The 26,126-nt window shown below is 69.2% G+C and carries 16 protein-coding genes and 2 rRNA genes; 14 read left to right on the forward strand and 4 right to left on the reverse strand.

Annotation, left to right across the window (positions count from 1 at the left end; translation table 11 throughout):
* Nucleotides 1-429: 429 nt before the first annotated feature.
* The 3 genes from OG730_RS25575 (at nt 430) to OG730_RS25585 (ending at nt 6,270) form a co-directional block, all read left to right on the forward strand.
* A complete protein-coding gene (locus tag OG730_RS25575) occupies nt 430-693 on the forward strand; it encodes a WhiB family transcriptional regulator (RefSeq protein ID WP_112450237.1) in 264 nt (87 codons plus the stop codon).
* Nucleotides 694-1,129: 436 nt separating this feature from the next.
* The gene (locus tag OG730_RS25580; RefSeq protein ID WP_327306441.1) at nt 1,130-4,783 is read left to right on the forward strand and encodes a glycosyltransferase family 2 protein; all 3,654 of its coding nucleotides are present in this window, start codon (nt 1,130-1,132) and stop codon (nt 4,781-4,783) included.
* Nucleotides 4,780-6,270: a DUF5719 family protein gene (locus OG730_RS25585; protein WP_327306442.1), complete on the forward strand. Its 1,491-nt coding sequence runs from the start codon at nt 4,780-4,782 to the stop codon at nt 6,268-6,270. The genes OG730_RS25580 and OG730_RS25585 overlap by 4 nt, the downstream gene beginning before the upstream one ends.
* Nucleotides 6,271-6,599: 329 nt before the next feature.
* Here the strand turns inward: OG730_RS25585 and OG730_RS25590 are convergent, their stop codons facing one another.
* Complete coding sequence (locus tag OG730_RS25590) at nt 6,600-7,094, reverse strand: metallopeptidase family protein (RefSeq protein WP_442815011.1); 495 nt, start codon at nt 7,092-7,094, stop codon at nt 6,600-6,602.
* A gap of 136 nt (nt 7,095-7,230) precedes the next feature.
* On the opposite strand from OG730_RS25590, the gene OG730_RS25595 reads away from it, so the two are divergent.
* The 6 genes from OG730_RS25595 (at nt 7,231) to OG730_RS25620 (ending at nt 12,973) form a co-directional block, all read left to right on the forward strand.
* Nucleotides 7,231-7,605, forward strand: a complete 375-nt coding sequence (locus tag OG730_RS25595; RefSeq protein WP_327306443.1) for a DUF3499 domain-containing protein — start codon at nt 7,231-7,233, stop codon at nt 7,603-7,605.
* Between the two features lie 78 nt (nt 7,606-7,683).
* Entirely contained in the window at nt 7,684-9,054 is a 1,371-nt protein-coding gene (locus tag OG730_RS25600; protein ID WP_327306444.1) for a phosphomannomutase/phosphoglucomutase, read from the forward strand.
* A 265-nt stretch (nt 9,055-9,319) separates the two neighbouring features.
* Nucleotides 9,320-9,508, forward strand: coding sequence for a Trm112 family protein (locus OG730_RS25605; protein ID WP_274552984.1), 189 nt, complete (start codon nt 9,320-9,322; stop codon nt 9,506-9,508).
* A gap of 81 nt (nt 9,509-9,589) precedes the next feature.
* Nucleotides 9,590-10,723, forward strand: coding sequence for an SIS domain-containing protein (locus OG730_RS25610; protein ID WP_327306445.1), 1,134 nt, complete (start codon nt 9,590-9,592; stop codon nt 10,721-10,723).
* 39 nt (nt 10,724-10,762) lie between these two features.
* Nucleotides 10,763-11,935, forward strand: coding sequence for a mannose-6-phosphate isomerase, class I (gene manA / locus OG730_RS25615; RefSeq protein WP_327306446.1), 1,173 nt, complete (start codon nt 10,763-10,765; stop codon nt 11,933-11,935).
* A 93-nt stretch (nt 11,936-12,028) separates the two neighbouring features.
* A complete protein-coding gene (locus tag OG730_RS25620; RefSeq protein ID WP_327306447.1) occupies nt 12,029-12,973 on the forward strand; it encodes a cation diffusion facilitator family transporter in 945 nt (314 codons plus the stop codon).
* A 72-nt stretch (nt 12,974-13,045) separates the two neighbouring features.
* Here the strand turns inward: OG730_RS25620 and lepB are convergent, their stop codons facing one another.
* Nucleotides 13,046-13,738: a signal peptidase I gene (gene lepB, locus OG730_RS25625; protein WP_327309416.1), complete on the reverse strand. Its 693-nt coding sequence runs from the start codon at nt 13,736-13,738 to the stop codon at nt 13,046-13,048.
* Between the two features lie 173 nt (nt 13,739-13,911).
* The gene (locus OG730_RS25630) at nt 13,912-16,002 is read right to left on the reverse strand and encodes a fructose-specific PTS transporter subunit EIIC (protein ID WP_327306448.1); all 2,091 of its coding nucleotides are present in this window, start codon (nt 16,000-16,002) and stop codon (nt 13,912-13,914) included.
* Between the two features lie 362 nt (nt 16,003-16,364).
* Here OG730_RS25630 and ahcY point away from each other — a divergent pair, with 362 nt between their 5' ends.
* Complete coding sequence (gene ahcY / locus OG730_RS25635) at nt 16,365-17,816, forward strand: adenosylhomocysteinase (protein WP_327306449.1); 1,452 nt, start codon at nt 16,365-16,367, stop codon at nt 17,814-17,816.
* Between the two features lie 112 nt (nt 17,817-17,928).
* Entirely contained in the window at nt 17,929-18,561 is a 633-nt protein-coding gene (locus OG730_RS25640; protein WP_327306450.1) for a hypothetical protein, read from the forward strand.
* Here OG730_RS25640 and OG730_RS25645 read toward each other — a convergent pair.
* A complete protein-coding gene (locus OG730_RS25645; RefSeq protein WP_327306451.1) occupies nt 18,558-19,478 on the reverse strand; it encodes an RDD family protein in 921 nt (306 codons plus the stop codon). The two genes, OG730_RS25640 and OG730_RS25645, sit on opposite strands and share 4 nt — an antisense overlap.
* Nucleotides 19,479-19,593: 115 nt before the next feature.
* On the opposite strand from OG730_RS25645, the gene OG730_RS25650 reads away from it, so the two are divergent.
* The 3 genes from OG730_RS25650 (at nt 19,594) to OG730_RS25660 (ending at nt 26,124) form a co-directional block, all read left to right on the forward strand.
* A complete protein-coding gene (locus tag OG730_RS25650; RefSeq protein ID WP_327306452.1) occupies nt 19,594-20,601 on the forward strand; it encodes a stage II sporulation protein M in 1,008 nt (335 codons plus the stop codon).
* Nucleotides 20,602-21,192: 591 nt separating this feature from the next.
* Nucleotides 21,193-22,717, forward strand: a 16S ribosomal RNA gene (locus tag OG730_RS25655).
* Nucleotides 22,718-23,000: 283 nt separating this feature from the next.
* Nucleotides 23,001-26,124, forward strand: a 23S ribosomal RNA gene (locus OG730_RS25660).
* Together the 16S and 23S rRNA genes form the textbook arrangement of a ribosomal RNA operon.
* Nucleotides 26,125-26,126 lie beyond the last annotated feature (2 nt).

Genomic DNA, 26,126 nt, shown 5'->3' on the forward strand with positions numbered 1-26,126 from the left:
AAAGTTTCACCTCATCCGGTTACCGTGCCCGGAGAAAGGTTTGTGCAGTCGGTACCAGGGGATGTGGCGCTGCGAGTCGCGCCGCAGCTCGCTGTGGCGGCTCTCAAACCCGTAAAGCCGTACGACGTCCTTCTGTGGCTGAAATGTGATCTGCGCCGCTTCTTCGGCTGGATCGGAACCCCACCACAGAGTGACGCGTCGGCTACGGGGGAGGGAGTGCCGGTTGTGGCGCCTGTGGCATGTGTCACGATTTTTGGCGATTTGAACACTTTCTGCATAGGCTTGGTTCCGCAGAGTGAATAAGGGGCCCAATAGCAGATCTCGGCTTGACTGCGCCGGAGCCCCGCACTTGTAATTTCACTCGTGTCGTTACGTAGCGATGAGTGACGGCATGACCACGGGGACGCACAGACAGAGCGAGGGGCGCACATGACCGAGCTGGTTCAGGAACTGCTGGTCGAGGAGGCGGACGAAGAGCTCGGTTGGCAGGAGCGTGCTCTCTGCGCCCAGACCGACCCCGAGTCCTTCTTTCCCGAAAAGGGCGGCTCGACCCGCGAGGCGAAGAAGGTCTGCCTCGCCTGCGAGGTCCGCTCCGAATGCCTGGAGTACGCACTCGCCAACGACGAGCGATTCGGCATCTGGGGCGGCCTGTCCGAGCGCGAGCGGCGACGCCTGAAGAAGGCCGCCGTCTGAAGCGCCCTCGGCGCGCACCGAACGGCGCCCACGGAAGGGCCCGCGGCAGGGCTCACAGCAGGTCCCGCGGCACGGCCCACGACATATCCGGCGGCATATCCGCCGAGATGTCCAGCGGCAGACCCGACGGCACATCCGACGGCAACCCCGACGGCATATCCGACGGATCCCCCGGATCCGCCGGCCCACCCGAAGGCATAGCCGCCTGTGCACCCGGCCTCACGCACGGCAGTGGCCGAAGTGCACGCACCGGTACAAAACGCAGCACGACGAACGGCACGACCCGCACGGCGATGTTCAGAGCAAACGGTCCGCCTCCCGCACCTTCCCCGCAGGAGGCGGACCGCTGTGTTCCCAGCCGTTAGGGTGGGGCGCTGTCCAGCAGCCTCCGAGGGCACACCACCCCCGGACCCCCGGCCGGAGGGCCCGTACCGCGATGTCCCTGCACAGCCAGTCGAGCGCCTCCCACCAGGCTGCCGCCGCACCAGAGTTCCCCCGGCACGTCGTCACCGCGGTCCTCGTCGCCCACGACGGCGCCCGCTGGCTGCCCCGGACCCTCGCCGGTCTCCTCGGCCAGGAACGCCCCGCCCAGAGCCACATCGCCGCCGACACCGGCAGCGCCGACGACTCCGCGCGCCTGCTCGGCGAGGCCCTCGGCGAGGACCGCGTCCTGCACCTGGCCCGCCGCACCGGCTTCGGCGCCGCCGTCGACGAGGCCGCCCGCACCGCCGGGACCCTGACCCCCGAGGAACTCCCGTACCTCAAGCGCCCCTCCGGCTGGGATCCCGTCAGCCGCACCTGGCGCGACGACACGTACGACCTCCCCGACCTGCCCCACGGCGAACCCGTCCAGTGGCTCTGGCTGCTCCACGACGACTGCGCGCCCGAGCCCGACGCCCTCGCCGAACTGCTGCGCGTCGCCGACGAGAACCCCGACGCCGGCGTCATCGGCCCCAAGCTGCGCGGCTGGTACGACAAGAAGCAGCTCCTCGAAGTCGGCGTCACCATCGCCCGCAGCGGCCGCCGCTGGACCGGCCTGGACCGGCGCGAACAGGACCAGGGCCAGCACGACCAGGTCCAGCCGGTCCTCTCCGTCTCCAGCGCCGGCATGCTGATCCGCCGCGACGTGTACGACGCCCTCGGCGGCTTCGACCGCCGCCTGCCCCTCATGCGCGACGACGTCGACCTGTGCTGGCGCGTCCAGAGCGCCGGCCACGCCGTCCTCGTAGCCCCCGACGCCGTCCTGCGGCACGCCGAGGCCTCCGCCCGCGAACGCCGCACCGTGGACTGCGTCGGCCGCTCCGCCGCCAGCCCGCACCGCGTCGACAAGGCCGGCGCCGTCTACACGATGCTGGTCAACAGCCCCGGCCGCGCCCTCCCGTACGTCCTGCTGCGCATCCTCCTCGGCACCGTCCTGCGGACCCTCGCCTACCTCGTCGGCAAGGCCCCCGGACAGGCCGTCGACGAGGTCACCGGCCTCCTCGCCACCCTGCTCCGCCCCGGCCGGATCCTCGGAGCCCGCCGCCGCAGGGGCCGCGCGGCCGTCACCGCCAAGGAACTGCGCCCCCTCTTCCCGCCGCCCGGCGCCAGCCTGCGCGCCAACGCCGAACAGCTCGCCGAGTACTTCGGCGCGGGCGGCGACACCGAGAGCGGCGCCGCCGGCCGGCACGGCGGAGCCGTCGAATCGGGACCCGGCGGGGACGACGCCGACTACCTGGACATCGAACAGTTCGCGCGCCTCAAGCGGATCGCCCGCAAGCCCGCGCCCGTCCTCTTCGGCCTCCTCCTGCTCGTCTCCCTCATCGCCTGCCGCTCGCTCCTCGGCGGCGGCTCCCTCATGGGCGGAGCCCTGCTGCCCGCCCCCGACGGCGGACCCGACCTCTGGCGCGTCTACGCCGACGACTGGCAGCCCGTCGGCACCGGCACCACCGCCGGAGCGCCGCCCTACCTCGCCGTCCTCGGCGTCCTGTCCACCCTGCTCCTCGGCTCCACCAACGCCGCCCTGACCCTGCTGCTCGTCTGCTCGGTCCCGCTCGCCGGACTCACCGCCTACTTCGCCTCCCGGCCGCTGGTGGAATCCCGGCTGCTGCGCGCCTGGGCCGCCGTCGCCTACGCCTTCCTCCCCGCCGTCACCGGAGCCCTGGCCGGCGGCCGCATCGGCACCGCCGTCCTCGCGATCCTGCTCCCGCTCATCGCCCGCTCCGCCGTCTCCGCCTTCGGGTTCGCCGACGGGGAGGGCGAGGGCAGCTGGCGCTCCGCCTGGACCTACACCCTCCTGCTGACCCTGGCCACCGCCTTCACCCCCGTCGTCTGGCCGCTCGCCGCCCTCCTCGGGGTCGCCGCGCTGGTCCTGCGCCGCGCGCGGTGGAAGACGTACGGCCCCCGCCTCCTCGCGACCCTCGGCGTCCCGGTCCTCGTGCTCGCCCCCTGGTCGCTGAGCCTGCTCACGCATCCCGCGAGCTTCCTGCGCGAGGCCGGACTGCCCTACGGAGCCGGCTCGGCCACCGGCCTGGACCTGCTCGGCATCAGCCCCGGCGGCCCCCGCACCGCCGGCGGCCTGATCCTCCTCGGCGTCGTCCTCGCCGCCCTGGCCGCGCTGCTGCGCGCCGACCGGCAGTTCGCCGTACGCACCGCCTGGGCCACCGCGCTCGCCGCGCTCGTCCTGGCCGTCCTGGTCAACCGCACCACCTGGGCCGGCCCCGCCACCCTCGTCTACGGACTCGCCCTGCTGGCGGCTGCCCTCATCGGCGCCGACGGGGCCAAGGTGCGCGTCGCCGCCCGCAGCTTCGGCTGGCGCCAGCCCCTCGCCGCCCTGATCGCGCTCGCCGCCGCCGTCGGCCCGGTCGTCGGCGCGGTCGGCTGGATGCTCAGCGGCGCCGCCGGACCGCTGGAGCGCCGCGACCCCGTTCAGGTCCCCGCCTTCGTCGCCGAGGAGAGCGGCACCCGCGACCAGGCCCGCACCCTCGTCATCGGCGCCGACACCCCGGCCGTCCTCGCGTACAGCCTGGTCCGCGGCTCCGGCGGCCGCCTCGGCGACTCCGAACTCGCCGCCCGGGCCGGCAGCGACACCCGCCTCGACAAGGTCGTCTCCAGCCTCGTCGCCGGCTCCGGCGCCGACCAGACCGACCAGCTCGGCGGCTTCGCCATCCGCTACGTCCTGGTCCGCGACGGCGCCCCGCAGGAAATCGGCCGCGTCCTGGACGCCACCCCCGGCCTCAGCCGCCTCAGCAAGCTCGAAGGCAGCGCCCTGTGGCGGGTCGACCGGCAGGTCGCCCGCGCCGTCATCGTCTCCGGCAAGCCCGGCGAGGCGCCCATCCCCGTCGCCTCCGGTCCCGTCGAGGCACACACCAAGATCCCGGCGGGCGAGGCCGGACGCGTGCTGCGCATCGCCGACCGGGCCGACGCCGGCTGGCAGGCCACCCTCGACGGCAAGCCGCTCAAGGCCAAGACCGTCGACGGCTGGGCCCAGGGCTTCGAACTCCCCGCGGACGCCGGCCGGCTCGACCTCGTCCACGAGGACGCCCTCACCCGGACCGCCTGGCACTGGGCCCAGGGCCTGCTCGCCCTGGTGCTCCTGGTGATGGCCCTGCCGGGCCGCCGCGCCCGCCTCGACGACGACCTGCCCGAGGACGAGGCCCCGGCCGCCGAGGAGGCCGGCGAGGGCCGCCGGGCCCGTCGCCTGCGCGAGCAGGCCGAGCCGGACCCGCAGTCCGGGCCCGCCCCGGCCGAGGCGGCCGTCGCGGCCGACCCGTACGCGCAGATCCCGGCGCAGCAGACGTACGCCGAGGACGCGTACGCCTACCAGCAGCCGGCCTACGGGGACCAGGGCGGCCAGGGCGGCTATGCCTACGACGCCGCCGCCCAGGACCAGCAGCAGTACGCCCCGTACCCGTACGAGCAGCAGCAGCAGTACACCGGCCACCCGGCGGACGCCCCGTACGAGCAGCCGTACCAGCCGTACGAGCAGCAGCCGTACCCGCCCTACCAGCAGCAGCCCGACCCCCAGACCGGCTACGACACCTACGGCCAGCACGACGGACAGCACGACGGGCAGCACGCCCCGCGTCCGGACGGGAGCCCCCAGCAGTGAAGCAGCGCGTACCCCTCACGCTCGCCGCCGTCACGGCCGCCCTGGCCGCCGTCACCGGCCTCGCCACCCTCACCGCGCCGGCCGCCGACGGGGCCTCCACGGCCGCCGGGGGCAAGGCCGCGGCCCGGATGCCGGTCGAGCGGTCCCTCCTGGTGTGCCCCGCTCCCAGCACCTCCGACATCGCCGAGACCCTGTACACGGCGATCACCCCGGGCGCGGCCTCCCCGGGCGGCAAGGGCACGGCCCGGCTGCTGGGCGCGACCAAGGAGGCCAAGCCCGTCCTGGAACTCAAGGAGCCCGGCAAGCCCGTGGGCGCCAAGGCCTCCGGAGCCGAGGCCCCCGCGCTCAGCGGCGTCGCCGACGGGTTCCTCGCCCCCGGCTGGAGCGCGCAGCAGACCACCATGGTCTCGGTGGGCCGTACGCGCGGCCTGCTCGGCGTCGGCTGCACCACGCCCGGCACCGACTTCTGGTTCCCCGGCGTGAGCACCGCCAAGGGCCGCGAGGACTATGTCCACCTCACCAACCCCGACGACACCGCGGCCGTGGTGGACATCAAGCTGTTCGGCCCGGACGGCGCGGTGAAGGCCGAAGCCGGGATCAGCGAGAACATCCGCATCGACCCGAAGTCCAGCAAGGCCATCTCCCTGGCCTCCCTCGCCCCCGGCGCGCAGCTCGCGGACGTCACCGCCCACGTGACCACCCGCGCCGGCCGGGTCGGAGCCACCGCCCAGGTGGGCGAGGAGGGCGTCGGCGCCGACTGGCTGCCCGCCTCCGTGGACCCGGCGGGGAGCCTGGTCCTGCCCGGGATCCCGGCGGACGCCACCTCCGTACGGCTGGTCGCCTTCGTTCCCGGCGAGGAGGACGCGGACCTCAAGGTGAAGCTGGCCGCGCCGAACGGCTCGATCAGCCCCGCGGGCAGCGAGCAGTTCCACGTCAAGGCCGGCATGACCGCGAGCCTCGACCTCAAGGACGTCACCCGCGGCGAGGCGGGCTCCCTGGTCCTCTCCCCGGCCGACCCCAAGAAGTCCGAGGTCCCCGTGGTCGCGGCCCTACGGGTGGTCCGAGGCACCGGAGCCAAACAGGAAGTCGCCTTCATCCAGGCGTCCGCCCCCGTCGGCACCCGGGCGACCGTCGCGGACAACCGCCCCGAGGCCAACGCCACCCTGCTCTCCCTGACGGCCCCGGCCGGCGCCGACGCCACGGTCAAGGTCACGACCTCCCCGGGCACGGAGGGCGGCGAACCCGCCTCCCAGGAGGTCAAGGTCAAGGGAGGCACCACGCAAACGGTGGCCCTCGCCCCGACGGGCGGCAAGGGCGCCTACGCCCTCACGGTGGAAACCCTCTCCGGCGGCCCCGTCCACGCGTCCCGCACCGTGACGATCCCCCGCGACGGAATCCCGATGTTCACCATCCAAACCCTCACGGACGACCACTCCACGGTCTCAGTCCCCAAGGCCACCCAGGACCTCACGGTCCTGACCCGCTAACAGCCGCCCAGCCGCGGAGCCGATCCAGCCGTCCGGCGCTTGAGGACCGGGGTCCGGGGCGGAGTCCCAGGGGGTCCGGGCGCAGCCCGGTACCCCTCCCCAGCCCCGCCGGCGTTTGAGGCGCGGGTCCGGGCAGAGCCCGGGGAACGGTGGAAGGGCGGGTAGGGGACAGCCCCGCAGGGCCACCCCCGCACCGCCGACGCGGGTCGGGACGGCAGGCCGGGCCAGGATGACGCGGCCGGGCGAGCCGGCACGGCAAAGGGCGGGCGATCACGGCAAGGCCGGGTCAGGAAGACGGGGGCGGGCAGGCCCGCCAAGGGCCCGGACGCCTAGTCCGACCCGTACCGCGGATCCACCGTCTCGGGCGACAGCCCAAGCAGCTCCGCGACCTGCTCCACCACGATCTCGTGCACCAGCATCGCCCGCTCGTCCCGAGACTTCGCCCGAATCTCCACGGGCCGCCGGAACACCACGATCCGGGCCGGCCGCCCACCCCCGGCCTCCGCCAGCGCCCCCAGCGGCACCGCCTCGTCGTTCCAGCCCGCCTCCGCGCCGCCAGGCGCCCCCGGCACGTCGCCGATCATGAACTCCACCTCGGCCAGCTGCGGCCACCGCCGTTCGAGCCGCTCCACGGAGTCCCGTACGAGGTCTCCGAAGAGCTCCCCCCGGCTCGCCGACAGCGGTACCTGCGGAGGAGCCACCGGCCCGCGCATCCCGCGCCCGTGCCGGTCGCGCCGCCGCACCCGTGGCTCACCGGCGGGGGACCCGCCGGGCAGGGAGGCGGCAGGGGGCACGGGAGGGGGAGGCAGAGTGCTGTCCGTCACCCCCGCAGGGTAGCCCGCAGATCCACGCCGGGGCGGGGGAGATCGGACGACACGGGGGCGGCACGGGGGCGACACGGGCGAGCGTCGGGGGGCGAGTCGTCGCGGCCCGGTCAAGAGTGCGGTACGGTCCAACGTCGTGAGCCTTGTACGTCGCTGTTCGCGCACCGCGTGCGGCCGCCCTGCCGTCGCGACTCTGACGTACGTCTACGCCGATTCGACCGCAGTTCTCGGCCCGCTCGCCACCTACGCCGAACCCCACTGTTACGACCTCTGCGCCGAGCACTCGGAGCGCCTGACCGCTCCGCGCGGCTGGGACGTCGTACGCCTCACCGACGGGTCGGCGCCCTCGCGTCCCACCGGTGACGACCTCGAAGCACTCGCCAACGCCGTGCGCGAGGCGGCCCGTCCGCCGGAGCGCGCGGCCGGAGCGGGTGGCGCGGGTCAGGGCGGTCCCAGCACCGGGGAGACCCGTCGCGGACACCTCCGCGTCCTGCGTTCGCCCGATTCCTGACATTCGGTTGATCTGAAAAGCCGCGCTGTGTCCACGGTAGGTTTGCTTCACCGCACATGACCTTCAGGAGGGCAGGCAGTGGCCACCGATCTTTCGAACATCGTCAAGGCGTACGACGTACGGGGCGTCGTGCCGGACGAGTGGGACGAGCAGCTGGCCGAACTGTTCGGCGCCGCCTTCGTCGAGGTGACCGGTGCCTCGGCGATCGTCATCGGCCACGACATGCGGCCCTCCTCCCCGGCCCTGTCGGGCGCCTTCGCCCGCGGCGCGGCCGCGCGCGGAGTCGACGTCACCCTCATCGGGCTGTGCTCCACGGACCAGCTGTACTACGCCTCCGGCAAGCTGAACCTGCCCGGCGCGATGTTCACGGCCTCGCACAACCCGGCCCAGTACAACGGCATCAAGCTCTGCCGGGCCGGCGCCGCCCCGGTCGGCCAGGACACCGGCCTCTCCACCATCCGCGAGCTCGCGGAGCGGTGGAGCGACGAGGGCGCCCCGGCGATCCCCGCCGGCACCGTCCCGGGCACCATCACCGAGCAGGACACCCTCACCGGCTACGCCGACCACCTGAAGGGCCTGGTCGACCTCACCGCCGTCCGACCGCTGAAGGTCGTCGTCGACGCGGGCAACGGCATGGGCGGGCACACCGTCCCCACCGTCTTCACGGGCCTCCCGCTGGACGTGGTCCCCATGTACTTCGAACTGGACGGGACCTTCCCCAACCACGAGGCCAACCCCCTCGACCCGAAGAACATCGTCGACCTCCAGGCCCGCGTACTGGCCGAGGGCGCCGACCTCGGCATCGCCTTCGACGGTGACGCCGACCGCTGCTTCATCGTCGACGAGCGCGGCGAGGGCGTCTCCCCGTCCGCCATCACGGCCCTGGTCGCCGCCCGCGAGCTGGCCCGCAACGGCGGCACCGGCACGGTGATCCACAACCTGATCACCTCCTGGTCCGTGCCCGAGGTCGTCCGCGAGAACGGCGGCACCCCCGTCCGCACCCGCGTCGGCCACTCCTTCATCAAGGAGGAGATGGCCAAGTCCGGCGCCATCTTCGGCGGCGAGCACTCGGCGCACTACTACTTCAAGGACTTCTGGAACGCGGACACCGGCATGCTCGCCGCGCTCCACGTCCTGGCGGCCCTCGGCGGCCAGGACGGCCCCCTCTCGGACCTGGTCTCCTCCTACGACCGCTACGCGGGCTCCGGCGAGATCAACTCGACGGTCGCCGACCAGAAGGCCCGCCTGGCCGCCGTCAAGGAGACCTACGGCTCCGCCGAGGGCGTCACCCTGGACGAACTGGACGGCCTCACCGCGACCAGCGCCGACTGGTGGTTCAACGTCCGCGCCTCCAACACCGAGCCCCTCCTGCGCCTCAACGTAGAAGCCCGCGACGAGGCCACGCTGGCCAAGATCCGCGACGAGGTCCTGGCGCTCATCAGGGCCTGAGCAAAATCAGCCCCGTCGGCGTTTGAGGCGCGGGGCCCGGGGCGGAGCCCCAGCAGCGGACCCGCACCCGACCCGCGGCCGTACCGCCGAGCCACCTCCCGGCCGGGGCCGGAGCACCAGCTCCACCCCGGACCGGAGGTCCGCCTCGACCCCGCACCAGAGGTCATCCTCAACCCGTCACCAAAGGTCATCCTCAACCCGTCACCAAAGGTGACTCGGCGGTAGGCTGACCAGGCCCGATCCACACCCCCGAAGGGAACCGCACATGCCGCTCGAAGCCGGCCTCCTGGAGATCCTCGCCTGCCCCGCCTGCCACTCGCCCCTGGAGGACAAGTCGGCCGACGCGGAGACCCCGGAGCTGATCTGCACCGGCGGCCAGGACTGCGGTCTCGCCTACCCGGTCCGCGACGGCATCCCGGTCCTCCTCGTCGACGAGGCACGCCGCCCCGCCTGAGCCTCCTACCGCCACCCCGCGCAAACGCTGAGACTGGTTCCGTCCACACAGGTTCCGTCACCCACACAGCCGGAGGCCGCCATGCTCGACGAGTCGCTCCTCGACGCACCTGACGATCTCGCCCGCGCCGACCGCCGCGGTCTGCTCCGCGGCGCCGCCGACGCGGGCGCACGGGTACGCACCGCGGCCCGGCACGCCGCCGAGGCCGGTCTCGGTGACCTGCGCCCCGACGGCCGACCCCGCGCGGTCCTGATCGCCGGGCCGGGCACCGCCGCCACCGGGGTCGCCGATCTGCTCGGCGCGCTCGCCGGAGCCTCCGCGCCCGTGATCCGGCTGCACCCGACCGGCGTCGCGCACGCCGCCGGGGCCCTGCGCTGGACCCTGCCCGGCTGGGCCGGCCCCGTCGACCTGCTGCTCATCGCCACCACCGACGGAACCGAGCCCGGCCTCGCCGTCCTCGCCGAGCAGGCCTACCGGCGCGGCTCCACCGTCGTCGCCGTCGCCCCCGAGCGCTCGCCGCTGAGCGAAGCGGTGGACGGCGCGCACGGGCTCCTCGTACCGATGGCCAAGGCCCCGTACCAGGAGTACGACGAGTCGGCCGCGGCCGGCCCCGGCGCCCTCTGGGCCCTGCTGACCCCGCTGCTGGTGCTCCTCGACCGGGTCGGCCTGATCACCGCCGCACCGCAGACCCTGCAGCTCGTCGCCGACCGGCTCGACCGCACGGCCGAACGCTGCGGCCCCGCCATCGTCACCTACTCCAACCCGGCCAAGACCCTGGCCTCCGAGCTGGCCGACTCCCTCCCGCTCATCTGGAGCGAGGGCGCCGCCGCCGGACCCGCCGGACGCCGCTTCGCGGCCACCCTCGCCGAACTCGCCGGGCGACCCGCACTCGCCGCCGACCTTCCCGAGGCCCTCCCGGCCCACGGGGTCCTGCTCTCCGGCGATTTCGCCGCCGGCGCCGACCCCGACGACTTCTTCCGCGACCGAGTGGAAGAACCGCAGGCCCTTCGCGCACGCATCGTCCTGTTGCGCGACAGGCCCGCAGGCGGACTGACAGCCGCCCCTGCCGCACGAGAGCTCGCCCTTAGCCACGACACGGCCATCAGCGAGCTCGAACCGGAGGAGGGCACAGAGCTGGAACAGCTCGCCGAACTCCTCGCCGTCACGGATTTCGCCACCGCCTACCTGGCGTTGGCCTCCGGGGGACACAGCTGAGGCGCACGCACGCGCGCCTCTCACCCAGGAAGACGACCGATGGACCGCCTCACGAACACGATCCGCCCCTACGCCTGGGGATCGACCACCGCGATTCCCGGGCTCCTCGGAGTCGCGCCCACCGGCGAACCCCAGGCCGAGCTGTGGATGGGCGCCCACCCGGGCGCCCCCTCCCGCCTCGACCGCGGAGCGGGCGAGCGCGCCCTCTCGGACGTCATCGCCGCCGACCCCGAAGGTGAACTGGGAGTCGCGTCCGTCCGCAAGTTCGGCCCCAGGCTCCCCTTCCTCTTCAAGGTCCTCGCCGCCGGCGCCCCGCTCTCCCTCCAGGTCCATCCCGATCTCGCCCAGGCGAAGGCCGGGTTCGAGGACGAGGAGCGGCGCGGAGTCCCGATCGACGCACCGGACCGCAACTACAAGGACGCCAACCACAAGCCCGAGCTGGTCTGCGCCCTCACCCCCTTCGAGGGCCTGTCCGGGTTCCGGCCGCCGCTGGAGGCCGCCGCCCTGCTGGAGGGCCTCGGCGTCAACTCCCTGAAGCCCTACGCCGACCTCCTGCGGGCACACCCCGAAGAGGCGGCCCTGCGCGAGGTGCTCACCGCCGTCCTCACCGCCGACCGCGCCGAGATGGCCCGTACGGTCACCGAGGCCGCGGCCGCCGCCGAGCGGCTCGGCGGCCCGTACGCCCCGTACGCCGGACTGGTCCACCACTACCCGGGCGACCCGGGGGTCATCGCCGCGATGCTCCTCAACCACGTGCAACTCCAGCCCGGCGAAGCCATGTTCCTCGGCGCCGGCATCCCGCACGCCTACCTCGACGGCCTCGGCGTAGAGCTCATGGCCAACTCCGACAACGTCCTGCGCTGCGGGCTCACCCCCAAGCACGTCGACGTGCCGGAGCTGCTGAAGGTCACCCTCTTCGAGCCCGGCGACCCCGGCATCCTGCGCCCGGAGGGCAACGGCGAGGAGGTCTACGAGACTCCCATCGACGAATTCCGGCTCTCCCGCTTCGTCCTGGCCGCCGCCGGCGCCCCCCGGGTGCTGCCCGACGGCACCGCGCAGATCCTGCTGTGCACGGCGGGCTCCCCGAAGGCGAACTCCACGAAGTCCGGCGAACTGACCCTGGCCCCCGGCGAATCGGTCTTCGTACCGGCCGGCGAAAAGGTCGAACTGTCCGGAACCGGCACCGTCTTCCGTGCCACCGTGGTGGTCTGACGTACCGTCCCTCTCGGTGGCTGTGAGAATCTGCGGCCGTAGCGCGGCGTCCCGGCCCGGGGCGCCGCACCGAGGAAGGGACACATCGCAACCATGAGCGCGTCGGGCGGTACCAAGGCGATCGTGGCGGCACTCGCCGCCAATCTGGCCATCGCGGTAGCCAAGTTCGTGGCCTTCGTCTTCAGCGGCTCGTCGTCGATGCTCGCGGAAAGCGTCCACTCGCTGGCGGACTCCGGAAACCAGGGCCTGCTCCTGCTGGGCGGCAAGAAGGCCCAGCGCGAGGCGACTGCGGAACACCCCTTCGGGTACGGGCGCGAGCGCTACATCTACGCCTTCCTCGTCTCCATCGTGCTGTTCACCGTCGGTGGCATGTTCGCCATCTACGAGGGCTACGAGAAGATCCACGAGCCGCACGCGATCTCGCACTGGTACTGGCCGGTCGGCGTCCTCCTGTTCGCGATCATCGCGGAGTCCTTCTCCTTCCACACCGCGATCAAGGAGTCGAACGAGATCCGCGGCAGCCTCACCTGGGGCCAGTTCATCAAGCGCGCCAAGGCCCCCGAGCTCCCCGTGGTCCTCCTCGAAGACCTCGGCGCCCTCATCGGCCTCGTCCTGGCCCTCGCGGGCGTCGGCATCGCCCTGCTCACCGGCAACGGCGTCTGGGACGGCATCGGCACCCTGTGCATCGGCGTCCTGCTGATCATCATCGCCATCGTGCTCGCCGCCGAGACCAAGTCCCTGCTGCTCGGCGAGGCCGCCGGTACCGAGGACGTCGAGAAGATCAAGGCAGCCGTCGTCGACGGGGACGTCGTGACCGGCATCATCCACATGCGCACCCTGCACCTCGGCCCCGAGGAGCTCCTGGTCGCCGCGAAGATCTCCGTCCAGAGCGACGACACCGCGACGGAGGTGGCCAACGCCATCAACGCCGCCGAGGCCCGCATCCGCGCGGCCGTCCCGATCGCCCGCGTGATCTACCTCGAGCCGGACATCTTCAACGCCGAGGCCGCGGCGAAGGGCACCAACCCGGGCAACTGACCCGGCGCCCGACGCGAAGGAGGCCCCCCCCTGCGCACACGCAGGGGGGCCTCCTTCGCGTCACGCGGGTGGTCAGTCGGAAGACGCGGCCTCGTACGACCACGTCAGCTGTCCCGGACCGGTGGGCGCCGCGTTCCGCGCCGCCTTCGCGGCCCGCCGCCGCGCCACCAGTGAGCCGATCCCGAGCCCGCCGCCGACGAGGAAGACCGGCACACCGAGCAGGCCCACGAGCCCGACGACGTCCACCGCGACCGGCATCTCGGCCAGCGTGACTCCCCATACGGCCGACACCGGCACCGTTCCCTGGTCCCGGTTGCGGGTCCGCAGATGGGAGTCGTAGGAATTCGAGCGGTTGTCGCCCATCAGGAACATCCGCCCCTCGGGCACCGTGACATCGAAGGGAGCCGTCGCCGGCACGGCCGGGTCCTTGAGGTACGGCTCGGCGAGCGGCTCCCCGTTCAGCGTGAGAGTCGCCTGACCCGGCGCCCACGAGATGCGGTCCCCGCCCAGGGCCACCACCCGCTCGAAGACCTGCTGGCCGCTCTGTACCCCTGACCCGTCCACCCACGAGGGAGGGGCCGCGACGATCACGGCGTCCCCGTGCCGGACCTCCGGCGGAGCGGTCCGCGCGAACCAGACCTGGTCTCCGGGGGAGTAGGAGGGCCTCATCGACTGGGACGGGACGATCGTCATCCGGTAGTCGTCCGAGAGGACGTACCTGGCCCAGCTCGCCGATCCCACGAACAGCACCGCTCCGAGCACCATGAGCACCACCGCCCAGATCCCTCTTCGCCGTCCCGGCCTGCGCTGATCCCGCCCCATGTCCGTCCCCTTCGCCAAAAGCCCTGTCGGCTGGCGAAGCGTACGCAGCGCCCTCGGGCCCCGTACCACCGAGGTGGGGTACGGGGCCCGAGGGGCGTTCCGGAGGATCCGCGCGGCTACTGGATCTCGCGCAGCACGTCCAGGATCGCGGCCTTGCCGGGCGCGGCCTGCAGCCGCTCCCGGAAGCCGGTGTCCATCAGCTTGCGTGACAGCAGCGCCAGGATCCGCAGGTGCTCGTCCCCGGCCGCGGCCTCCGGCACGGAGATCATGAAGACCAGCCGGGCCTTCGTCCCGTCCAGCGCGCCCCACTCGATGCCCTCGTCGGACCGGGCGAAGCCCACCGTCGGGCGGGTCACCGCGTCCGTCTTGGCGTGCGGGATGGCGATGGACTCGCCGAGGCCGGTCGTGCCCTGCGCCTCCCGGGCCAGGGCGACCCGTACGAGCTCGTCCACGTCGGTGACGTTGCCGGTCGTGGCCAGCATCTCCGCCATCTCGCGGATGGCCGCCTCCTTGGAGTCCGAGGACAGCTCCGTCTTCACGGTCTGCTCGGTGAGGTACCCGGAGAGCACCTCGGGCGGTCCGCCCGCGGCCACCGGAGCCGCGGTCGAGGCCTGGGCCCGTACGGCCGTCCCGGCGCCCGCGCCCGCGGCGGCGGTCGCGACGGCGCCCGCACCGCCGCCACCGCCCACGGGGGCGCCCGCGCCGACCAGGGCCGGCTCCGGCGAGAGGCCCGCGGACCCGCCGCCGATCACGCCCTCCCGGCGCAGCTTGAACTCGATCAGGGCGTTCGTGGTCAGCGCGGTCACGACCGCACCGGCCGCGATGGCCACGAAGAACATCGCGACGCCGCTGATCGCACCGAACAGCGAGACGATCGGACCGCCGTGCGGCACCGAGTCCTGGACCCCGGCCACACCGGCGATCGCACCGGCCACCGCGCCACCGAGCATGTTCGCCGGGATGACCTGGGCGGGCCGGGCCGCGGCGAAGGGGATCGCTCCCTCGGAGATGCCGAAGAAGCCCATGAACAGGGCGGCCAGGCCCGTTTCCTTCTCCTCGTCGCTGTAGAGCTTGCGGCGCAGCAGCGTGGCCAGGCCCTGGCCGAGCGGCATGACGGGGATGGCCGCGGCGGCCATGCCCATGACGTGGTTGTTGGTACCGATGAGGCCGACGGCGACGAGGAACGCGGTCTTGTTGACCGGACCGCCCATGTCGAAGGCGATCATCAGGCCGATGATGGTGCCGAGCACGATCGCGCTGGAGCCGGTCATCCCGTTCAGCCAGTCGGTCAGGTGCGTGAAGACCCAGGAGATCGGCTGGCCGATCACGTAGATGTAGAACAGGCCCAGGGCCACGGTCGACACGATCGGGATCACGATGATCGGCATGATCGGCTGGATGACCTTGGGGACCTTGACCTTCTTGATCCACATGACCAGATAGCCCGCGATGAAGCCCGTCGCGATGGCGCCCAGGAAGCCGGCGTTCGCCTCGGCCCCGTAAATCTCCACGGCGTTGGCGGCGAGGAAGCCGCCGATCATGCCGGGTACGAGGGCGGGCCGGTCGCCCAGTGCGTAGGCGATGTAGCCGGAGAAGATCGGCAGCATCAGCGAGAAACCGGTCAGGCCGAGCTTGTTGACGTAGAACCAGAAGGTCCCGTCGGGAATGACCAGCCCGCCCTTGGCGTCCGCGTGCCCGCCGAGGGACAGGGAGACGGCCAGCAGCAGACCGCCCACGACCACGAACGGGATCATGTGGGAGACGCCGTTCATCAGCGCCTTGTACGCCTGGCTGCGCTGATGGCCGCCACCGCCGGCGCCACTGCCGGCTGCCGCCGCCGTCCCGGACCGCACCGGCGCGCTCTGCGCGCGCTGGATCAGCTCCTCCGGCTTGTGGATGCCGTCCGCGACACCGGTGGAAAGGACCCGCTTGCCGGCGAACCGGTCGAGGTCCACTTCCTTGTCGGCGGCGATGATGACGGCGTCCGCTTCCCTGACATCGTTGTCAGAGAGCACGTTCTCGGCCCCGATCGATCCCTGGGTCTCCACCTTGATCGAGACGCCGAGACGGTCGCCGGCCTGCTGGAGCTTCTCCGCGGCCATGTACGTGTGCGCGATACCGGTGGGGCACGCGGTAACGGCGACGATCTTCACGGGCTTGCGCCCGCTCGCGTCCCCGCCTTCGGGAGGGCCTGCCGGACTGGTCACTGGAATCTCCTCACGACACATGCGTTGTCCTGCGGGATCGCGCGTACAACCCGACCCAACGGCATCCTCGTCCATGTAAGGGCGTGATCAAAAGTCCGAAAGGCCCCTAATTCTCCGGCGGAAGCCCCGAACCCGGGCCGAGACTTGCCCACCGCGGCCCCAAGTCGCCTGGGCCCCGCTCGGCCGATCGGTGTAGATTCGTCATCAGTGTCAGGCGTCGCTGCTGATGGCGGTCGGGCGGTCTTCGGACCGGCCGAGGGGAGAGAGGACCCCCGACGGACTGAGCGCCTTGTGCGCCGTCCAGCGGACGGTGCGCGGCTCAGCCGTACCCACCTCTCCACCCTCACGAGGAGCAGCACCATATGACTGCCGCATTCACCGACTTCAAGGTCGCGGACCTCTCCCTCGCCGTCTTCGGGCGCAAGGAGATCACCCTGGCCGAGCACGAGATGCCCGGCCTGATGTCGATCCGCCGGGAGTACGCGGCCACCCAGCCGCTCGCCGGCGCCCGCGTCACCGGCTCCCTGCACATGACCGTGCAGACGGCCGTCCTCATCGAGACCCTCGTCGCCCTCGGCGCCGACGTCCGCTGGGCCTCCTGCAACATCTTCTCCACCCAGGACCACGCGGCCGCCGCCATCGCGGTGGGCCCGAACGGCACCGCGGAGAACCCGCAGGGCGTCCCCGTCTTCGCCTGGAAGGGCGAGACGCTGGAAGAGTACTGGTGGTGCACGGAGCAGGCGCTGACCTGGCCGAACACCCCCACCGGCGGCCCGAACATGATCCTCGACGACGGTGGCGACGCCACCCTCCTCGTCCACAAGGGCGTCGAGTTCGAGAAGGCCGGCTCCGCTCCGGACCCGTCGACGGCGGACTCCGAGGAGTACGCGAACATCCTCACCCTGCTCAACCGCACCCTGGGCGAGAACCCGCAGAAGTGGACGCAGCTCGCGTCCGAGATCCGCGGCGTCACCGAGGAGACCACCACCGGTGTCCACCGCCTCTACGAGATGATGGCCGAAGGCACCCTGCTCTTCCCGGCGATCAACGTGAACGACGCCGTCACCAAGTCGAAGTTCGACAACAAGTACGGCTGCCGCCACTCCCTCATCGACGGCATCAACCGCGCCACCGACGTCCTCATCGGCGGCAAGACGGCCGTGGTCTTCGGCTACGGCGACGTCGGCAAGGGCTGCGCCGAGTCGCTGCGCGGCCAGGGCGCGCGCGTCATCGTCACCGAGATCGACCCGATCTGCGCCCTCCAGGCGGCCATGGACGGCTACCAGGTCGCGACGCTGGACGACGTCGTCGAGACGGCCGACATCTTCATCACGACCACGGGCAACAAGGACATCATCATGGCCGCCGACATGGCCAAGATGAAGCACCAGGCCATCGTGGGCAACATCGGCCACTTCGACAACGAGATCGACATGGCCGGCCTCGCGAAGATCGAGGGCATCGTCAAGGACGAGGTCAAGCCCCAGGTCCACACCTGGAAGTTCCCCGACGGCAAGGTCCTCATCCTCCTGTCCGAAGGCCGCCTCCTGAACCTGGGCAACGCCACCGGTCACCCGTCCTTCGTGATGTCGAACTCCTTCGCGGACCAGACCCTGGCCCAGATCGAGCTCTTCACCAAGCCGGCCGAGTACCCCACCGACGTCTACGTGCTCCCCAAGCACCTCGACGAGAAGGTGGCCCGCCTGCACCTCGCCGCGCTCGGCGTCCGCCTGACCACCCTGCGCCCGGAGCAGGCCGCGTACATCGGCGTGGACGTCGCGGGCCCGTACAAGCCGGACCACTACCGCTACTGATCCCCACGGATCAGCGGCACCCACGCGGCACCCCCGCAGCACCACGCGTCAGGCCCCCGGCATCCGTGCCGGGGGCCTGCCCCGTACCCGCCCGAACCCAGGAAGACGCCCCATGCCCCGAGGCCGCTACGCGCTGCACGACCCGCACGACCACACCCCCCTCGGCGAGGAGCACTTCCACTGCGCCCCGGGCCCCTCCGGCTGGCGCTACGTCTCCCAGCTCACGGCGCCCGACGGCGCGCACCGCGGCTCCGTCGACCTGGCCGTCGACGAACTGGGCCGCCCCATCCGCCTGGAGGTCAACGCCTCCAGCTGGCAGGTCCGCGGCGCCGCCATCGACGGGATCACCTGGGTGCGCACCGACCCCGCCGGAGCCGAAGCCACCGAGGGCAACGTCCCCGGGGCCGCCGGCTTCACCGGTACCTCCCCGGCCTTCCTCGTCGCCACGGCCCGGCTGCTGCGCCTGACCCCCGGCGGTCCCGCCACCCGCGTCCGCCTGGTCGCCCTGACCGACCCCGTCCTGGCGGCCCGTACGACCGACCAGGCCTGGGCGCTCCTCGACCGCGCCGAGCACCCCACGGACAGCGGCCCGCTCCTGGTGGACGAGTACCGGGTCACGGCCCTGGACACCGGCGAGGTGCACACGGTCCACATCGCCGGCGACGTGGTCCTCTCGGCCCCCGGCATCGAACTCGAACACCTGGAGACCCCGCCGTCGGCCTTCACCGACGCACCGCTCGGCTAGGCGGGCGGCGCGAACCCGGTCGCCCTGGGCGGCTCGGGTACGGGTACGGGTACGGGCGCCACCGGAGCCACCGGAGCGGCGACGGGAACCACCGCCGGCGCGACCACGGCCGGCATCACCACCGGCGCGTGCTGCCCGTACGGCACGGGAGCGGCCCCGGGAGCCGGCTGCTGCCGGAAGGCCCGCGCGGCGTCCCGCGACTGCCGTTCGTGGACCACGGCCATCAGGAAGGCGGCGGCCGGCACCCCGACGGGCGGCGGAGCCCCCGTACGCGCCACCAGATCGTCCGCGAGCCGGGCCGCCATCGAGGCACCCACCTGCGGATCCAGCTGGTTCATGCGCGTCAGGTACTGCCGGATCGCCAGCCACAGCCCGTCGGGCACCGCGGACAGGTCCAGCCCGCCGAACCGCCCGGCCAGCCACGGCGGCGGCGGAGGCACCGGCATCACCCGCGCCCCCGGCACCCGCTCCCGGATGACCAGCGTCCCCGCGAACACGTCCCCGAGCCGCCTTCCCCGCTCGGAGAACAGCGAGGCGATGCACGCCACCGACCCGAAGGTCATCAGCAGTTCGAAGACCCCGAAGGCCCCGCGCACCAGCGCGTGCCGGAAGCGGATCGGCCCGCCGTCGTCACGCACCACGCGCAGCCCGCACGCGAGCTTGCCCAGCGAGCGCCCGTGGCTCAGCGTCTCCACCGCGATCGGCACGCCGACCAGGACGAGGACGAACGAGGCCACGGACACGGCCGCCCGGGCCGCCCCGTCCATCGACGCGGTGGCCAGCACGAGCCCGATGGAAATGAGCAGGTACCCGGCGACGTACACGAGCAGGTCCAGCAGGATCGCCAGCGCCCGGCTCGGCAGCCTCGCCGGTCGCAGCCCCAGGACGACCGCGTCCCCCGTCACCAGATCGCTCACCGACGCACACCCTTCACGTGACCTGCCCCGCCCCATCGGCCTCCAGTCTGCCAAGCTGACGAGGCAAGCAGTAGGAGAAACCGGTAGGGACCAGGGGCAGGGGAGCGCCAACCGCATGGATCTCGACGTCTTCGTTGCGGCCCACCAGGCCGAGTGGGCCCGCCTCGAACAGCTCCTGGGCCGGGGCCGCCGCCTCACGGGAGCCGAGGCCGACGAGCTCGTCGCGCTCTACCAGCGCACGGCCACCCACCTCTCCCTCGTCCAGTCCAGCACCCCCGACCCGATGCTCACGGGCCGCCTGACCCAGCTCGTCGCCCGCGCCCGCGCCACGGTGACGGGCACCCGCCGGTCCGGCTGGCGCGACGCGGCCCGGTTCTTCACGTCGGGCTTCCCGGCGGCCGTCTACCTCAGCCGCCGCTGGTGGATACCCACGGCTCTGATCTCCACGGCCGTGGGCGTGCTCGTCGGCTGGTGGATAGCCACCCACCCGGAGATCCAGAGCGCGATCGGGGCTCCGGACGACCTGAAGGCGATGACGAAGCCGGGCGGCGGGTACGAGACGTACTACTCCAGCCACCCTGCGGCCTCCTTCGCGGCCCAGGTCTGGACGAACAACGCCCAGGCCGCCGCGATCTGCCTGGTCCTGGGCGGCTTCCTGGGCCTGCCGGTCCTGTACATCCTGTGGCAGAACATGCTCAACCTGGGCGTCGGCATCGGCCTGATGTCCTCGGCCGACCGCCTCGACGTCTTCCTCGGCCTGATCCTCCCGCACGGCCTGCTCGAACTGACCGCCGTCTTCGTCGCCGCCGGTACGGGCCTGCGCCTGGGCTGGACGGTCATCGACCCGGGTCACCGCACCCGCCGCGTGGCCCTCGCCGAACAGGGCCGCGCCGCCCTCGGCATGGCCATCGGCCTGGCGGCGGTGCTCTTCCTCTCGGGCCTGATCGAAGGCTTCGTCACCCCCTCCGGCCTGCCCACCTGGGCCCGCATCGGCATCGGCGTGGCCGCCGAGGCGGCCTTCCTGCTCTACGTCTACGTCCTGGGCGGCCGCGCGGCCCGAGCCGGCGACACGGGCGACGTGGAGCAGGCCGACCAGACGGCGACGCTCCCCACCGCGGCCTGATGTGCGTCCGGGCCTGCTGAGCTGCTAGTCTCCTCGTCGTCCCGCAAACACTGTTGACACGGTGGCTGTGGGGAGGTAGATTCGAACGGTTGCCTCGAACTGGACAAGTTCGGCAGCGATGGTTTAAAGTCTTTCTCGCCCCCCAGGAATTGAATTCCGAGCGGGCACATCCAACTCTTCATTCAGGAAACTGAAGCCGGGAAATCCGGTGGAAAACTTCTGATAGAGTCGGAATCGCCGGAAAGGGAAACGCGAAAGCGGATGACCTGGAAGGCGAAAAACAAGCGAGACAGACTCTGATAGAGTCTGAAACGCAAGAACAGAACGAAAGCCCGGAGGAAAGCCCGAGAGGGTGAGTACAAAGGAAGCGTCCGTTCCTTGAGAACTCAACAGCGTGCCAAAAATCAACGCCAAAAAGTTGATACCCCGTCCATTTCGATGGATGAGGTTCCTTTGAAAAAGACCTGTGAGGTCGCGGTTCTGCCGTGATGCTTGCAGGCAATTACACAGCGAGGACGCAGTGGACGGTCGGTCTTATTCCGACATGACTGTCCCGCTCTAAGTGCGTGTGCACCCGATTACGGGTAAACATTCATGGAGAGTTTGATCCTGGCTCAGGACGAACGCTGGCGGCGTGCTTAACACATGCAAGTCGAACGATGAAGCCCTTCGGGGTGGATTAGTGGCGAACGGGTGAGTAACACGTGGGCAATCTGCCCTTCACTCTGGGACAAGCCCTGGAAACGGGGTCTAATACCGGATAACACTCCTGCCTGCATGGGCGGGGGTTAAAAGCTCCGGCGGTGAAGGATGAGCCCGCGGCCTATCAGCTTGTTGGTGGGGTAATGGCCCACCAAGGCGACGACGGGTAGCCGGCCTGAGAGGGCGACCGGCCACACTGGGACTGAGACACGGCCCAGACTCCTACGGGAGGCAGCAGTGGGGAATATTGCACAATGGGCGAAAGCCTGATGCAGCGACGCCGCGTGAGGGATGACGGCCTTCGGGTTGTAAACCTCTTTCAGCAGGGAAGAAGCGAAAGTGACGGTACCTGCAGAAGAAGCGCCGGCTAACTACGTGCCAGCAGCCGCGGTAATACGTAGGGCGCAAGCGTTGTCCGGAATTATTGGGCGTAAAGAGCTCGTAGGCGGCTTGTCACGTCGGATGTGAAAGCCCGAGGCTTAACCTCGGGTCTGCATTCGATACGGGCTAGCTAGAGTGTGGTAGGGGAGATCGGAATTCCTGGTGTAGCGGTGAAATGCGCAGATATCAGGAGGAACACCGGTGGCGAAGGCGGATCTCTGGGCCATTACTGACGCTGAGGAGCGAAAGCGTGGGGAGCGAACAGGATTAGATACCCTGGTAGTCCACGCCGTAAACGTTGGGAACTAGGTGTTGGCGACATTCCACGTCGTCGGTGCCGCAGCTAACGCATTAAGTTCCCCGCCTGGGGAGTACGGCCGCAAGGCTAAAACTCAAAGGAATTGACGGGGGCCCGCACAAGCAGCGGAGCATGTGGCTTAATTCGACGCAACGCGAAGAACCTTACCAAGGCTTGACATATACCGGAAAGCATTAGAGATAGTGCCCCCCTTGTGGTCGGTATACAGGTGGTGCATGGCTGTCGTCAGCTCGTGTCGTGAGATGTTGGGTTAAGTCCCGCAACGAGCGCAACCCTTGTCCTGTGTTGCCAGCATGCCCTTCGGGGTGATGGGGACTCACAGGAGACCGCCGGGGTCAACTCGGAGGAAGGTGGGGACGACGTCAAGTCATCATGCCCCTTATGTCTTGGGCTGCACACGTGCTACAATGGCCGGTACAATGAGCTGCGATACCGTGAGGTGGAGCGAATCTCAAAAAGCCGGTCTCAGTTCGGATTGGGGTCTGCAACTCGACCCCATGAAGTCGGAGTTGCTAGTAATCGCAGATCAGCATTGCTGCGGTGAATACGTTCCCGGGCCTTGTACACACCGCCCGTCACGTCACGAAAGTCGGTAACACCCGAAGCCGGTGGCCCAACCCGTAAGGGAGGGAGCTGTCGAAGGTGGGACTGGCGATTGGGACGAAGTCGTAACAAGGTAGCCGTACCGGAAGGTGCGGCTGGATCACCTCCTTTCTAAGGAGCACAGTACCGATTGCAGACAAACGTTCTGCACGGTCAGCTCAGGGTGGAACGTTGATTAGTTGGCACGGTTTCCTGGATGGATCACAAGTACTGCTTCGGCGTGGAAAGTGACTCACTGACGGGGGATCGTGCTTGGCACGTTGTTGGGTATCTGAGGGTACGGCCGGAAGGTCTTATCTTCGTGATGCCGGCCCCAGTGAACTTCGTCTCCGGATGAGGGTGATGGGTGACTGGTCGTTGCTTGAGAACTACACAGTGGACGCGAGCATCTGTAGGCCAAGTTTTTAAGGGCGCACGGTGGATGCCTTGGCACCAGGAACCGATGAAGGACGTGAGAGGCCGCGATAGGCCCCGGGGAGCTGCCAACTGAGCTTTGATCCGGGGGTGTCCGAATGGGGAAACCCGGCAGTCGTCATGGGCTGTCACCCATGCCTGAACACATAGGGCATGTGGAGGGAACGCGGGGAAGTGAAACATCTCAGTACCCGCAGGAAGAGAAAACAACCGTGATTCCGGGAGTAGTGGCGAGCGAAACCGGATGAGGCCAAACCGTATGCGTGTGATACCCGGCAGGGGTTGCGCATGCGGGGTTGTGGGAATTCTTTTGATCGGTCTGCCGGCCGGTCGGCGAGTCAGAAACCGTTGATGTAGTCGAAGGACATGCGAAAGGTCCGGCGTAGAGGGTAAGACCCCCGTAGACGAAACATTAACGGCTTGCTTAAGAATCTCCCAAGTAGCACGGGGCCCGAGAAATCCCGTGTGAATCTGGCGGGACCACCCGCTAAGCCTAAATATTCCCTGGTGACCGATAGCGGATAGTACCGTGAGGGAATGGTGAAAAGTACCGCGGGAGCGGAGTGAAATAGTACCTGAAACCGTGTGCCTACAAGCCGTGGGAGCGTCGCCGTTATTCTTCGGAATAACGGTCGTGACTGCGTGCCTTTTGAAGAATGAGCCTGCGAGTTAGCGGTGTGTAGCGAGGTTAACCCGTGTGGGGAAGCCGTAGCGAAAGCGAGTCCGAATAGGGCGATTGAGTTGCACGCTCTAGACCCGAAGCGGAGTGATCTAGCCATGGGCAGGTTGAAGCGGAGGTAAGACTTCGTGGAGGACCGAACCCACCAGGGTTGAAAACCTGGGGGATGACCTGTGGTTAGGGGTGAAAGGCCAATCAAACTCCGTGATAGCTGGTTCTCCCCGAAATGCATTTAGGTGCAGCGTCACGTGTTTCTTGCCGGAGGTAGAGCACTGGATAGGCGATGGGCCCTACCGGGTTACTGACCTTAGCCAAACTCCGAATGCCGGTAAGTGAGAGCGTGGCAGTGAGACTGTGGGGGATAAGCTCCATGGTCGAGAGGGAAACAGCCCAGAGCATCGACTAAGGCCCCTAAGCGTACGCTAAGTGGGAAAGGATGTGGAGTCGCAGAGACAACCAGGAGGTTGGCTTAGAAGCAGCCACCCTTGAAAGAGTGCGTAATAGCTCACTGGTCAAGTGATTCCGCGCCGACAATGTAGCGGGGCTCAAGCGTACCGCCGAAGTCGTGTCATTGCAGCAATAGGGCCAACGCCCGCTGTGATGGGTAGGGGAGCGTCGTGTGCCGGGTGAAGCAGCAGCGGAAGCTAGTTGTGGACGGTTCACGAGTGAGAATGCAGGCATGAGTAGCGATACACACGTGAGAAACGTGTGCGCCGATTGACTAAGGGTTCCTGGGTCAAGCTGATCTGCCCAGGGTAAGTCGGGACCTAAGGCGAGGCCGACAGGCGTAGTCGATGGACAACCGGTTGATATTCCGGTACCCGCTTTGAAACGCCCAATATCGAATCAGGCGATGCTAAGCCCGTGAAGCCGTTCCGGACCCTTCGGGGAAAGGAAAGTGGTGGAGCCGGTGACCCAGACTTGTAGTAGGTAAGCGATGGGGTGACGCAGGAAGGTAGTCCAGCCCGGGCGGTGGTAGTCCCGGGGTAAGGGTGTAGGCCGAGGGGTAGGCAAATCCGTCCCTCATATAAGGCTGAGACCTGATGCCGAGCCGATTGTGGTGAAGTGGATGATCCTATGCTGTCGAGAAAAGCCTCTAGCGAGTTTCATGGCGGCCCGTACCCTAAACCGACTCAGGTGGTCAGGTAGAGAATACCGAGGCGTTCGGGTGAACTATGGTTAAGGAACTCGGCAAAATGCCCCCGTAACTTCGGGAGAAGGGGGGCCATCACTGGTGATCGGATTTACTCCGTGAGCTGGGGGTGGCCGCAGAGACCAGCGAGAAGCGACTGTTTACTAAAAACACAGGTCCGTGCGAAGCCGTAAGGCGATGTATACGGACTGACGCCTGCCCGGTGCTGGAACGTTAAGGGGACCGGTTAGTCACATTTCGGTGTGGCGAAGCTGAGAACTTAAGCGCCAGTAAACGGCGGTGGTAACTATAACCATCCTAAGGTAGCGAAATTCCTTGTCGGGTAAGTTCCGACCTGCACGAATGGCGTAACGACTTCTCGACTGTCTCAACCATAGGCCCGGTGAAATTGCACTACGAGTAAAGATGCTCGTTTCGCGCAGCAGGACGGAAAGACCCCGGGACCTTTACTATAGTTTGATATTGGTGTTCGGTTCGGCTTGTGTAGGATAGGTGGGAGACTTTGAAGCGGCCACGCCAGTGGTTGTGGAGTCGTCGTTGAAATACCACTCTGGTCGTGCTGGATGTCTAACCTCGGTCCGTGATCCGGATCAGGGACAGTGTCTGATGGGTAGTTTAACTGGGGCGGTTGCCTCCCAAAAAGTAACGGAGGCGCCCAAAGGTTCCCTCAGCCTGGTTGGCAATCAGGTGTTGAGTGTAAGTGCACAAGGGAGCTTGACTGTGAGACCGACGGGTCGAGCAGGGACGAAAGTCGGGACTAGTGATCCGGCGGTGGCTTGTGGAAGCGCCGTCGCTCAACGGATAAAAGGTACCCCGGGGATAACAGGCTGATCTTCCCCAAGAGTCCATATCGACGGGATGGTTTGGCACCTCGATGTCGGCTCGTCGCATCCTGGGGCTGGAGTCGGTCCCAAGGGTTGGGCTGTTCGCCCATTAAAGCGGTACGCGAGCTGGGTTTAGAACGTCGTGAGACAGTTCGGTCCCTATCCGCTGTGCGCGTAGGAATATTGAGAAGGGCTGTCCCTAGTACGAGAGGACCGGGACGGACGAACCTCTGGTGTGCCAGTTGTCCTGCCAAGGGCATGGCTGGTTGGCTACGTTCGGGAGGGATAACCGCTGAAAGCATCTAAGCGGGAAGCCTGCTTCAAGATGAGTATTCCCACCTCCTTGAGAGGGTAAGGCTCCCAGTAGACGACTGGGTTGATAGGCCAGATGTGGAAGCCCGGTAACGGGTGGAGCTGACTGGTACTAATAGGCCGAGGGCTTGTCCTCAG

This window comes from Streptomyces sp. NBC_01298, assembly GCF_035978755.1.
Taxonomy (GTDB): domain Bacteria; phylum Actinomycetota; class Actinomycetes; order Streptomycetales; family Streptomycetaceae; genus Streptomyces.

Bases quoted from the DNA above. Each gene is read 5' to 3' on its own strand.
- OG730_RS25640 (WP_327306450.1), top strand. From the start codon at position 17,929: ATGCCCCGAGGCCGCTACGCGCTGCACGACCCGCACGACCACACCCCC.
- OG730_RS25650 (WP_327306452.1), top strand. From the start codon at position 19,594: ATGGATCTCGACGTCTTCGTTGCGGCCCACCAGGCCGAGTGGGCCCGC.
- OG730_RS25605 (WP_274552984.1), top strand. From the start codon at position 9,320: ATGCCGCTCGAAGCCGGCCTCCTGGAGATCCTCGCCTGCCCCGCCTGC.
- lepB (WP_327309416.1), bottom strand. From the start codon at position 13,738: ATGGTGCTCGGAGCGGTGCTGTTCGTGGGATCGGCGAGCTGGGCCAGG.
- OG730_RS25580 (WP_327306441.1), top strand. From the start codon at position 1,130: ATGTCCCTGCACAGCCAGTCGAGCGCCTCCCACCAGGCTGCCGCCGCA.
- OG730_RS25610 (WP_327306445.1), top strand. From the start codon at position 9,590: ATGCTCGACGAGTCGCTCCTCGACGCACCTGACGATCTCGCCCGCGCC.
- OG730_RS25620 (WP_327306447.1), top strand. From the start codon at position 12,029: ATGAGCGCGTCGGGCGGTACCAAGGCGATCGTGGCGGCACTCGCCGCC.
- manA (WP_327306446.1), top strand. From the start codon at position 10,763: ATGGACCGCCTCACGAACACGATCCGCCCCTACGCCTGGGGATCGACC.
- OG730_RS25575 (WP_112450237.1), top strand. From the start codon at position 430: ATGACCGAGCTGGTTCAGGAACTGCTGGTCGAGGAGGCGGACGAAGAG.
- ahcY (WP_327306449.1), top strand. From the start codon at position 16,365: ATGACTGCCGCATTCACCGACTTCAAGGTCGCGGACCTCTCCCTCGCC.